Origin of the sequence: Paraburkholderia ferrariae NBRC 106233 (assembly GCF_000685035.1) — a bacterium.
GTDB classification, from domain to species: domain Bacteria; phylum Pseudomonadota; class Gammaproteobacteria; order Burkholderiales; family Burkholderiaceae; genus Paraburkholderia; species Paraburkholderia ferrariae.
In genome coordinates this window covers 76,826-88,788 of record NZ_BAYB01000025.1, presented here as the reverse complement: position 1 = coordinate 88,788, position 11,963 = coordinate 76,826, and the positions used below count along the sequence as shown (strand labels likewise).

Below are 11,963 nucleotides of genomic sequence, written 5' to 3'. Positions count from 1 at the left end.
GGCGGTTGCGACAGCAGTCGCCCCGCCGGGCAGGTAGCTCGAGACGACGCCTGCCCGGCGACAAAAAAATTGGAGACAGTATGAAGAAGTCCTGGTTCATCGTCCTCATGCTCTTTCTCGCGGGAGCCATCAGCTATATGGACCGCGCGGCGCTGTCGATTGCGGCCCCGTTGATCACGAAGGATCTCGGCCTCGATCCCGCGCAACTAGGCATCGTATTCAGCGCGTTTTTCGTCGGCTATTCGTTGTTCTGCTTTGTCGGCGGCTACGCCTCGGACCGTTTCGGAGCAAAGCGCGTGCTCGTCGCGAGCATGAGCCTGTGGTCCGTCTTCTGCGGGCTCACTGCCGGCGTATTCAGCATGGGGTCACTGCTCATCGTGCGTGTGATCTTCGGCGCGGGCGAAGGGCCGTATGCGACTTGCACGAACAAGATGCTGAACGGCTGGTTCGAGCACCGCAGGCAGACCACCGCGGTTGGGTTCGCAAACGCGGGCCAGCAGTTCGGTGGCGCCATCGCTGGGCCCATTGTCGGGATGCTTGCACTACATATCGGCTGGCGGGTGTCATTCATCGTGATCGCGCTGTTGGGCATCGTGTGGGTCGCGACGTGGGCGGCGACGGTGACCGACCGTCCAGGCGAACACGACGTCGAAAGCCGAAATCCGGAGATTGCCGCACGGGCCGACACGCGACACGCGCACACGGAGAAATCGCTCGAGTCCGTCACTCCGCTCGGCACGTACTTGCGCAATCCGCAGATTCTCGCGACGTCGTTCGCGTTCTTTGGCTACGCGTACATCCTGTACTTTTTCCTGTCGTGGTTCCCGAGCTATCTGACGATGGAACGGCACCTCAGTATCGCGTCAATGAGTTTCGTCAGCGTGATTCCCTGGGCGTTCGGCGTGGTCGGTGTTGCGCTCGGCGGCTGGGTTTCCGATCTGCTGTTTCGCGTCACGGGTAACGCGCTGCTCAGCCGCAAACTCGTGATCGTGACCAGCCTCCTGATTTCGGCCGCGTGCGTCGCGATTGCCGGGCTTTCGGACAGCGTGAATGTTGCGGTCGCACTGATGGCGATCACGGTGTTCTTCATGAATATGACGCTGGGCGTCTACTGGGGGATTATCCTCGACATCGTGGAGCCCGAGCGGATGGGTGGCGTCGGCGGATTCATGCACTTCGTTGCCAACACCGCAGGCATTCTTGCGCCGGCAGTCACAGGCTTCCTCGTGCAGTGGACGAAGTTATTCCAGAGTGCGTTCGTCGTGAGCGGTGCCGTCGCGCTGGCGGGTGCGCTCGCGGTGGCGTGTTTCGTGCGGTCGAAGCCGCGCGTCGACGGCGTTGCGGACGTCCGAGGCATTGCCGCGTGACACCTGCCGACGTCGTGTGCCTCAGTCTTCCACTTCGCTGCCGAAGATCGACATACGATTGACGATCAGATCCACAAGGGTCTGTGCGACTTTCGATAAATGCCGGTTTTCGCGTAGGAGCAAACAAGCCTTGGTTGTCTCGAACACGGGATGAGCGAGCTTCAGCGATATGAAGGCAGGGTCTTCCGTCGCTCCGGTCGTGGTGGAGTGGCTGAGGAAGGTTACCCCATCTCCCGAGCGGACGAACCGCTTCAGTGTAGCCAGAGAGTTGGAAACGAGCGCGGGATTCAGGCGGATGTGTTCAAGATCGGCGGCGACCTGGACGATCTGTCCCAGACCAAAGGCAGGCGACATCAGGGCGACTGGAAAAGGCGCGATATCGGCAAGTGCCAATGGCTTCGCGGCGGTGGCCAGAGGGTGTGAATGCGACGTCAGCAGTCGGACTGGATTCGCTACGCTCGCGCGCTGAATGACTCGCACCGCCGGTGGAGGGTTGTACGCAAGTCCGATATCGGCGTCGTCGTTTGCCACATTGCTTACGACATCGTTGACCGGCATGGTCGTGACCGTCACGTTAAGGCGCGGGTATCGATTGATGAACGGCGTCAAGACATGGTCCATCAGCGGATCGACAAACCCCTCGCTGATCGCCAACCGCGCGCTGCCTATCTGCAGTCCGTTAAGATTCTGCAAGGTGTTTTCGAGAACCGCCCTTTCGGACTGGCACCCGCGCCAGTATGCGAGCAACGCATGGGCTGCCTCGGTTGGCGTCACCCCTCGGTTTCCTCTTTCGAAGAGTGGCGTCCCGATTTCTTCCTCAAGCAGTTTGAGTTGTCTCGTCAGGACCGAAGAGGCCGTATTCAGTGCGTCTGCCGCGCCGCGTATCGAGCCGCGCGATAGCACTTCATGAAAGTACCTCAATCGACGTTGGTTGATCTCGCCGATGAACACTTGACTGTCTCCTGATCTGGCTCTGACGGTGGCACGGGTTGCCTCCTGGCGCTGCTACGAACAGCCTTTAACCTTGTGCCGCAGCGGCACTAAAGACCGGTGGACTTCAGGATATCACCGTGACGATGACGGCCGATGGCCAGCGTCAAAACAGGACGGAAAGACTTTGATGCGCTTCCTTCCGCGTTGACAAATTTGCACTGTTTAATTCTCCCAATTGCCTGCCAGAATTTGAAAAGATACGGTGATTGCTCCCGTCAGGCGGATGGGCCGAGTGGATTCCCCGATTCTGTGTTCGCAGAGAGAGCCATGTCATTCATCGATCACTTCAATCTTCGTACGTTCGACCTTAACCTGCTGATTGCGTTCGACGCTCTCATGCAGGAAAAGAGTGTCACGCGCGCCGCCACACGGCTAAGAGTTCATCAACCTGCGATGAGTCATTCGCTGGCAACCCTGAGACTATTGCTGGACGATCAACTATTCGTTCGTGTAGGCGTAAGCATGGAACCGACCGCTAAAGCAACCGCCATGGCCGCCTCCGTGCGAACGATGTTGCAGGACGTGCAGCGAACATTGGCGTCGCAGGGACAGTTCGAGCCATCACATTCCGAGCGTACATTCAGAATTGCATTGACTGGGGAGTTGGAGGTCCTGATGCTCCCAGTACTTCTCGCAAAGTTGAAAAATAGTGCCCCGAGTGTACGTTTTATCGCTCAAAGCGTCTGCAGCCGATCTCAAGCGCGAAGATTGCTTGACAGTGGTGAAGTAGATCTTGCAATTGGATGTTTCAGTGAATTTGACCCGTGGCACAAGAGAGAACTGCTATTCGATGAGACTTTGGTGTGTTGTTTTAACCGGCACCTGCTGCAGCTTTCTTTGCCCGTCGATGTGGATGCTTATGTGCGCACGCCGCATGTCCTGACCTCTTTTGATACGAAGCTGCAAGGATGTTTTGAGGACATCTTGACCAATCTTGGCGTCAAGCTCAATGTCACCTGCGCCGCCCCGAACTTTCTCGCGGTATTGACGATGCTGAATGTTGCACCTGTCATTGCAACATTGCCATCCAGAATTGCCAGGAAGTACGCGCATCAGTTCGACCTGGAAATCAGTCCCGTTCCGTTGCCAATGGGGATATTTCCGACCTGGACGGTCTGGCACGCGAAAATGGAGGGAGATTCGGGGCTCGTCTGGCTTCGCGCTCAGATTCGTAATGCATTGTCGAATCCAGTGCCACGAGAGTCCAGGTTGCCGGAGTTTGCCGAAAGTTGAGCTCCGGTGTTTGCTATTGCGGGTTGGAATCACAGCGGCTGCCCCGGAATTTCCAGGGCAGGTTGGTCAAATTCGGCAACCTTACTTTGTTGACGTCAAACCCGGCCTTCCTTTCAGGGATTCGTAAAAGATGCTCGCAAGCTTTACGTGCAAATACCCCAAAGCGACGCCGATTGCCATCGACATCAGGACAACTATCGCAGGGTTATTGAATCCATGCTCGGTAAGCGCGGGGAGCGAAAGCTTCCCGGGCGTTTGCACCAAAAATCCGAAGGTGGACGCGAAGCCGTAGAAGACGGCTGGCGTGATGCTTAGCGCACTCCACCTGGAAGAAGCGATGATTAAAGGAACTGCTGCCGCAACCAGGATGGCGCCATTGATGGCGGTGGAAAATGGCAGAATGTTCGAAATCAGCGCCACAGCCATACCCCAGGACAGGAAAACACCGAAGCACATACACGAAATGGTCTTGCTCGGGACACTCTTTTCGCTACCAGAATGCAAAAGAGCCGCCCAGGCGATGAACGCACACCACGCGGGTAATCCAGAAAATGCCAAAAATGACCATGTCGCAATTGCACCAATTATTGCGCCGGAAATGGCGTACGCGATTAACATGCTTGTCTCCAGATAGTGATTGAATTACTGATAAAGACAACTTTTAGTCTAACTAAATAGCAGTCGATGTGGGATTTCCAGAATATTACCAGGGAGGTTGAGTTTATTATCGAAACTAGAACTTGTGAGTGATACCTATATTGACACCGGTTGTCGTCCCCAGTCCGGGTACGAAATTCGGCGCATTCGAGGCAATCTCGCTCCGCATTTCGCCTTTGTTGTTGACAACGCCGAGTTGCGTATAGAGCGTCGTCCGCTTTGACAGGACGTACTGGGAACCGGCACCGACGAGGAGCGACTTGTTCGCAGACACATTTGCGTCGCGGCTGTAGTAGACACCTGCGTTGAACGAAAACGAGGATGTCAGAAGCCATGCCAAGCCGCCGGCATAGACATCGACGTCGTTGCAGTTCGCAAGAAGTTCGTTACGGTACTTCGTATACGACGCATGCACTTCGATCGGGCCAACCTTATACCCCACGCCGATGTTCTGCCCGATGAACGCAGTTTGGCTTGTTTGGGGCGCGTTGGCCTGGAAGTACGCAAGCGTGGCGCTGAACGGCCCCAGGCGATAATTCAGTGCGGCACTATAGTGGTGTCCGGCTGCGGGACTGCCTGGTACATTGCCAAAGGCGTATTCAACGGATGCTTCGAATCCGGCAATCGTCGGACTGGTGTAAATCAATGAATTGCTTTCGAACAGCCCGGTCCCCCCAAATCGATCGAAATACACGGAAACGTTGCTTGCATACTGCGGACCGCCCCTGGCGTCGTCGCCGAAGATGGAAAGGAAGAATGGGGAGAATTGAACCCCTGCGTGGATATTCCCGTACGGGCCGTCAACTCCCACGTACGTGTTCCAGCCGAAAAGGTTACCGTTTGAATTCCCGAATCCACCGCTCGTGGTCGAAATACCACTGCCAAGCTTGAAGACGGCGTGATATCCGTTGCCGAGATCTTCGGTTCCGGTCATGCCCCAGACGGAAGGCGCCCAGGCGCCATCCAATGCGCTGACGCCGGAGCCGCCATTTCCGGTTCGATTTTGAAAATAGACTCCCGAGTCCATGATGCCAAAAATCGTTACGGAAGACTGTGCGTGCGCACAAGTTGTTGCAATCGAAAAACCAATGAAATACAAAAGCCGCCGCATTTCCACAACTCCTTGAAGGAAAGACCGTTACGACGAGTACCTGCATGCGTACCCGGATCAATTGAATCCAGGCGATGTAGCCGGAAACAATCGTACTGACGTGCGAGGTTCAAGGAAATCGAAGACAAAAATCAACGTATCGACGACATCGATCAGGCTGCGTCAGAGAGCCAACCCACAACGCGATGAATGAGTCATTCGGCGGCTACTTCCGGGATCGATGCATCAACAGTCATGGCTTCCTGAATATCGAGGGTGCCACGTCGAAATCGGAGCTGGGTGAGAGGATTGCTGCATCGTGCAACATTGCTGGTGTTCTTCGTGGTAAGCAGTCACTGCATAGTGTCGATTGATATCGTCGATACGTTGATTTTTGTCTTCGATTTCGTCACGTGCTTCGTGCGCCGGTACGATCGTATTTGGTTGCATGGCAGGCGGGCTCGTTACTCAGAACACCTACATTTGCCCAATAGATCCACGAGGCATTCATGTCTAATCCGCACGAAATCGTTGAACTTACCCATCAAGTCGAGAACCTCGCGACACGTAAAATTTCAGACATCAATGACATCAACCGGGAAACCACGTTCCTCGCGCTCAATGCGCTGATCGAGGCAGCCCGTGCCGGAAATGCAGGAAGAGGATTCGGTGTCGTTGCTAACCAGGTCAAGCATGTATCCACCCGCATTGCGGGCATTACGTCTGTTCTCAACAAGGAACTCGCTGGTCTGCTTTCAAGATTGACGGATCTTGGCGACGACATGATCGAACGCATGCGCTGGCACGAGGCGCAGCGCTGTGCGGATCTGGCGCTCAACATGATCGATGTCATCGATCGGAATCTCTACGAGCGCTCCTGCGATGTCCGCTGGTGGGCGACGGATTCGGCTGTGGTGGATTGTGTAACCGTCGAGTCCCCTCACTCGGCACGGCACGCGTCGGAGCGACTCTCGGTCATCCTGGCCAGCTATACGGTGTATCTCGATCTTTGGATTGTTGACGCGTCCGGCACGATTGTGGCGAATGGACGTCGGAACGACTACCCGGTGAGCGGCGGAAACGTCGCTGATTCCAGGTGGTTCAAAGCCGCGGTCAATACGAAGTCCGGCTCCGAATTCGTGGCTGCCGATATCGAATGCCAGCCACTGCTCAAGAATGCACAGGTCGCGACTTACGCGACGGCAATTCGAGAGAGCGGTGCCACCGATGGACGCGTCCTGGGTGCACTCGTCGTCTTTTTCGACTGGGCCCCCCAAGCCGCTGCAGTCGTCAAGGGCGTGCGCTTGACGGACGAAGAGTGGAAGCGGACCTGCTGCATGATCGTGGATTCGACATTCAGAGTCATTGCCAGCTCCGACGACACAGGTTTGTTCCAAAGGCGCGTTGTTCTATCACCAAACGGCAAGACTGCCGGCTTCTATCGAGATTCCGATGGAAGAACCGTTTCTTACGCAGCGACACCAGGCTATGAAAGTTATCGCGGACTTGGCTGGTTTGGTGTGATCGTGCAGACACCCCCGTGACCAACGCGCTCTGCCGTCGGCGTGATGGGACCTCATTTGTCGACGGCAAGCCACATTGCTGATCTCATGCGGCTGTTTCCCGAGCGAATGCCATTGATTTCCCGCGCTGCCCGGAAGGCAGCGCGGGACGGCAGCGGTTGCTGTTTTCAGCGTGTTTTTGGATGACGACGATAAGCGTAGTTCAACGCCGCGTCCCAGAGAGGAAACCCATGAAAATGCTGAGTGAGGCGAACGAAAGCGGGGCGTACACGTTACGCGCCGATGGCGGAGAAGACGCGGAAAAAATTATCCTTTACCGCAAGATTGGGTGGCGTGTTCTGCCCTTCCTGATGATCTGCTACATGTTCGCGTATCTGGATCGTATCAACATCGGTTTTGCGATGTTGCAAATGCGCACTGATATCGGGCTTGGCGACACCGCGTATGGTCTTGGTGCAGGTATCTTCTTCCTGGGGTATGCGATGTTCGAAATCCCCAGCAATCTGCTGCTACCGAAGGTTGGTGCGCGCAAAACCCTGAGCAGGATCATGATCCTGTGGGGGCTGACGTCTGCGTCCATGGTATTCGTGCATAGCGAACACCTGTTCTACGCAGTGCGGTTCCTGCTCGGCGTTTTCGAGGCCGGCTTTGCCCCGGGCATGATTTTCTATTTGACGTATTGGTATCCTAAGGAACGCATGGCGCAGGTGATTGCGATCGTCATGTGTGCAAGTCCAATTGGCGGGATTCTGGGCGGACCCTTGTCGACCTGGGTGATGACGACCTTTGCAGGCATGCATGGGCTTGCCGGATGGCAGTGGATGTTCCTGCTGGAAGGAATGCCATGCGTGGTGCTCGGCGTGCTTGCACTATGGTACATGGACGATCGGCCGGACGGCGCTCGCTGGCTCAGCGAGCGCCAGAAAAATCTCTTGAGCGGTGACCTTGCTGTCCCGAGAAGTCACCATCACTCGTTTCGGCAGGTCTTGGCCGATCCACGTGTGATCATGCTTGCACTCGCCTACTTTTGCATCATTTGCGGCATTTACGCGGTGAGTTTCTGGCTCCCCACGATCCTGAAGGGGGCCGGACTGCGGTCGATGCTGCAGATTGGCGTTTGTTCAGCGCTGCCGTACGTCGCCGCGATCGTTGGCATGATTTACTTCGGTCGACGTTCCGATCGTCGCGGCGAGCGACGGTGGCACAGTGCGTTGACGGCGCTTGGTGGCGCGGTTGGCCTGACGGTAGCTGCATTGCATCCAGGCGATTTATCGATCTCCCTCATCAGCATTACTGTGGCGACCGGGCTGATGTGGGGCGCGTACGCGGTCTTTTGGGCGATGCCTTCCGGTTACGTGAAGGGTGACACGGCTGCCGGCGGCATCGCCTACATCAACACGATAGGACTGCTGGGCGGCTTCGTTAGCCCATTTGTCATGGGATGGATCAAGGATCTTACAGGCACGATGGTGTCCGGACTGTTGCTGATGGTCGGTCTGCTGATTGCCGGTGCGCTGTTGATAATTGTGAACCGCCTGCCCGCCGATCCGGTTCAGTGAACACGTGGACCACTCTCTAACAGGAACGCTCATCTTCCATGAAGATTCTCATTGCAGGTTTTCAGCACGAAACCAATACCTTCGTCGCACGCAGGGCGCACTATCGCAACTTTATAAACGGCGAGACCTTTCCTTCGATGAAGCGCGGCGAGCAGGTACTCGATCTCCGGCAGGTCAACATTCCGGTCGGGGGCTTCATCAACGAGATCGAGCCGGACGGACACACGCTGATACCCGCAATATGGGCGGGAGCGGGGCCGTCGGCGCACGTCACGCATGATACGTTTGAGCGCATCGCCGGCGAAATCGTGGACGCGGCCGGGCTGCACAAGCCGGATGCGGTCTACCTCGATCTGCATGGTGCGATGGTAGCCGAGCAGGCCGATGACGGCGAAGGGGAGCTGTTAGCCCGCATTCGCAGCGTAATCGGGCCGAACGTGCCGCTCGTTGCATCGCTCGACCTGCATGCAAACGTCACGCAACGCATGCTTGAATGCGCTCACGCTCTGGTCGCCTATCGGACTTATCCTCATATCGACATGGCCGCTACGGGTGCACGGGCGGCTCGTCTTTTGAGAGCCTGCCTCGGTGGGGAACGTTGGCATTGTGAGTGGCGCCGCATCCCGTTTCTTATTCCACTCAACGCGATGTGCACGCTGGTCGAACCAGCGAAGGGGGCCTACGAGCGCCTCACGCAACTCGAGAACGCGGGCCTCGCGTCCATGTCGTACACGCCAGGCTTCCCCGCCGCGGATTTTCCGGAATGCGGGCCAGTCGTATGGGCCTATGCAACGCAAAAAGATCTGGCTGCAGGCGCTGTCGACGCTTTCTTCGACGAGATAGTGAAATCGGAAGCGAGGTGGGCCGTGGATTTTCTGGCGCCCGAAGATGCTGTGGCGCAGGCGATGCGCCTCTCCGAAGGCCAGAGCAGGCCCGTCGTGATCGCCGATACGCAGGACAACCCTGGGGCAGGGGGCGAGTCCAACACGACCGGTATGCTGCGGGCGCTCATCTCCGAGGGAGCACGCAACGCCGCATTCGGTGTGGTTCACGATCCAGATGCGGTGATTGCAGCCCGACAGGCCGGCGTCGGTTACCCGGTCGAGATCGAACTGGGCGGGGAGTCCGGACTACCCGAAGGTGAACGTTTTCGTGGCACTTTCGAGGTCGCCCAGCTTTCCGATGGTCACTGCGTGTTCGATGGTCCGATGCTCAACGGCATGGCCGTCGAATTGGGGCCGACCGCGCTGCTGAAAATCGGCGGCGTCGTGGTGATCGTCAGTAGCGAGCGTCCTCCTCAAATGATGGATCGCAATCTTTATCGGGTGGCCGGCGTCGAGCCCGAGAAAATGCGCATTCTCGTCAACAAGAGTTCGGTGCATTTCCGCGCTGATTTCGACTCCATTGCTTTAACCACGCTCATCGCAAAGGCGCCCGGCGGAATGCAGGCGGACCCCCGGGATCTTCCGTGGAAGCGTCTGCGTGATGGGCTTCGCATCGCCCCGCTGGGCCCGATATTCGCTGAACAACGGGCAGGGACGACTGCTACGAAACGTTGAGCACGCTGACATGCCGGAAGTCAAAGAACCTGCTCAACAGGGGGCAAGGTCGGGCCAGGGTTTGCGTCTTCGATCTCCCTCAGGATAGGTTCGACCTGTTGACGCAGCCACTCGGAAGGCGGGTCCTTGTCTGAATGGGCCGTCCACACCATGGAAATGGGCGTAACGGTCAGGTCGAGTGGGACGGGGCTCGAGGCGAGCCCCATCAATGGCGCATACCGACGGATGACTCGCGACGGCAGCGTCCCCAGGACCGGGGCATGCCTGACCGTGCCTAGCACGGTCAGGAATTCGGGGGCCGCCATGGCGACCTCCAACTCCACGCCCGCTGCACGCAGGGCGGCGTCGAGGCATCCCCGGATACTGGCGTTCTGCGAGACCAGCGCGTGACGCTGGGCGAGGTAGACGTTGCGGCGGATCGGCACCCGCAGATTGAGCAGCCGCGGATTGAAGCAGCACATCAAGGATTGTTCGAACAGCAGTCTTCTTCTATGCCGCTCCCCGCCATCCCCAAAACAGCCGATGCCTAGATCAATCGCGCCGTCGTCGAGCATGCGGTGTACTTGATCCGGTTGTGCCGGCCGCGCCAGCAACCTGATTCCCGGCGCAGACTGCCGGACGCGAGCCGTCAACTCTGGCATCAACAGGACTTCCATCTCGCTGGAGAACCCGATCGCGAAAGTCCGTTGCTCGGCCTCGGGACGGAACGTCTCGCGCGTGGTGATCGCTCGCTGGGCCTGCTCCAGCATCTGGCTGATTGGGGCCGCAAAGGCGACCGCGCGCGGAGTCGGCTTCATCACCTGCCCGACACGGATGAACAATTCGTCATCCAGCAGCACGCGCAGCGTGCCGAGGTTATGGCTCATTGCGGATTGCTGGATCTTCAGCCGGGTAGCTGCCTTGGTGACACTGCGCTCGCGCATGAGTGCATCGAAGGCCACCAGCAGATTCAGATCGAATGACCATAAATTGAAATGATCGATGGAGCCCATGATTTGAATCGATTTGTTCGTTCGACATTTGAATCATAGACTACGTGCATCTCTTCAGCCAAGTGAGATTCATCATGATCCTTCACACGAACAAGACGTACCAAATCGGCGAAATCACCGTCACCAAGATCGAGGAAATGCGCTTGAACGTAGCGCCGCCATCCTTTCTCTACCCGGCGTGGGAACCAGAGGAACTCGAGTCCAATTTGCACTGGCTTACGCCCAGCAACATGGACGCGACGACCGGAAATCTGATCCAGAGCATCCACACGTGGTTGGTCCGCACGCGGCACCACACGATCCTGATCGATACGGGCTCTGGCAACGACAAGGAGCGGCCGAAGAATCCGATCTTCCACCACCTGAATACGCCCTATCTGCAACGGCTCGCCGCGGCTGGTGTGCGACCGGAGGAGGTTGACTACGTGCTGCACACACACTTGCACGTCGATCACGTCGGATGGAACACCCGACTCGTCGATGGAAAGTGGGTGCCGACGTTCCCTAAGGCTCGCCATGTATTCCCGAAGTTGGAGGAGGACTATTACGGTAGCCCTGAGAGCCACAACGACGTCAACGTACCGAGCCTCGGTGTTTTCGAAGACAGTGTCGCGCCGATCGTGGCGTCCGGGCAAGCTGAGCGCATTGGCAACGATGGCGGCGAATATCTGGACAACTTCACTTTTCGACCGACCAAGGGCCATAGCATCGGCCACATGTCGATCGAACTACGCTCGGAAGGCCAGCAGGCGCTGTTCAGCGGCGATGTCATGCACCATCCGTTTCAGGTCGTGCGTCCGGACTGGAACTCGGTGTTCTGTGAATGGCAGGACGAGGCACGCGCGTCGCGCCGCTGGGCGCTCGAGCATGCCGCCGAGCACAAGCTGCTGTTTTTCACTCCGCACTTCGCTGAAACCTCCGCGGGCTACGTGACCCGCCAGGGCGATCGTTTCGCGTGGCGCTACGAGTAACCATTACGGAAGCCATTCA

General features: G+C 57.5%; 10 protein-coding genes. 6 read left to right on the top strand and 4 right to left on the bottom strand.

What is annotated here, in order from left to right:
• Positions 1-80: 80 nt before the first annotated feature.
• The gene (locus BFE01S_RS25040; RefSeq protein WP_028227867.1) at positions 81-1,367 is read left to right on the top strand and encodes an MFS transporter; all 1,287 of its coding nucleotides are present in this window, start codon (positions 81-83) and stop codon (positions 1,365-1,367) included.
• Between the two features lie 21 nt (positions 1,368-1,388).
• Here BFE01S_RS25040 and BFE01S_RS25035 read toward each other — a convergent pair whose 3' ends face one another.
• Positions 1,389-2,318, bottom strand: coding sequence for a LysR family transcriptional regulator (locus BFE01S_RS25035; RefSeq protein WP_245621185.1), 930 nt, complete (start codon positions 2,316-2,318; stop codon positions 1,389-1,391).
• 309 nt (positions 2,319-2,627) lie between these two features.
• Between BFE01S_RS25035 and BFE01S_RS25030 the strand changes: the two genes are divergently transcribed.
• A complete protein-coding gene (locus BFE01S_RS25030) occupies positions 2,628-3,593 on the top strand; it encodes a LysR family transcriptional regulator (RefSeq protein WP_028227865.1) in 966 nt (321 codons plus the stop codon).
• 81 nt (positions 3,594-3,674) lie between these two features.
• Here the strand turns inward: BFE01S_RS25030 and BFE01S_RS25025 are convergent, their stop codons facing one another.
• Together BFE01S_RS25025 and BFE01S_RS25020 are read right to left on the bottom strand one after the other, a co-directional pair.
• Positions 3,675-4,211, bottom strand: a complete 537-nt coding sequence (locus BFE01S_RS25025) for a DUF1097 domain-containing protein (RefSeq protein ID WP_028227864.1) — start codon at positions 4,209-4,211, stop codon at positions 3,675-3,677.
• A gap of 115 nt (positions 4,212-4,326) precedes the next feature.
• Positions 4,327-5,361 carry a porin gene (locus BFE01S_RS25020; protein WP_028227863.1) on the bottom strand — a complete coding sequence of 345 codons (1,035 nt, stop codon included), beginning with the start codon at positions 5,359-5,361 and terminating at the stop codon, positions 4,327-4,329.
• A gap of 488 nt (positions 5,362-5,849) precedes the next feature.
• Here BFE01S_RS25020 and BFE01S_RS25015 point away from each other — a divergent pair, with 488 nt between their 5' ends.
• From BFE01S_RS25015 to BFE01S_RS25005, 3 genes are all read left to right on the top strand, one after another.
• Complete coding sequence (locus BFE01S_RS25015; RefSeq protein WP_028227862.1) at positions 5,850-6,884, top strand: methyl-accepting chemotaxis protein; 1,035 nt, start codon at positions 5,850-5,852, stop codon at positions 6,882-6,884.
• A 209-nt stretch (positions 6,885-7,093) separates the two neighbouring features.
• The gene (locus BFE01S_RS40070; protein ID WP_245621184.1) at positions 7,094-8,422 is read left to right on the top strand and encodes an MFS transporter; all 1,329 of its coding nucleotides are present in this window, start codon (positions 7,094-7,096) and stop codon (positions 8,420-8,422) included.
• Positions 8,423-8,460: 38 nt separating this feature from the next.
• Positions 8,461-9,981, top strand: coding sequence for a M81 family metallopeptidase (locus BFE01S_RS25005; protein WP_028227861.1), 1,521 nt, complete (start codon positions 8,461-8,463; stop codon positions 9,979-9,981).
• A 20-nt stretch (positions 9,982-10,001) separates the two neighbouring features.
• Here BFE01S_RS25005 and BFE01S_RS40065 read toward each other — a convergent pair whose 3' ends face one another.
• Positions 10,002-10,973 (bottom strand): LysR substrate-binding domain-containing protein, encoded by a 972-nt coding sequence (locus BFE01S_RS40065; protein WP_042338449.1) that lies wholly within the window; start codon positions 10,971-10,973, stop codon positions 10,002-10,004.
• Positions 10,974-11,047: 74 nt separating this feature from the next.
• Between BFE01S_RS40065 and BFE01S_RS24995 the strand changes: the two genes are divergently transcribed.
• Complete coding sequence (locus BFE01S_RS24995; RefSeq protein ID WP_028227860.1) at positions 11,048-11,944, top strand: MBL fold metallo-hydrolase; 897 nt, start codon at positions 11,048-11,050, stop codon at positions 11,942-11,944.
• Positions 11,945-11,963 lie beyond the last annotated feature (19 nt).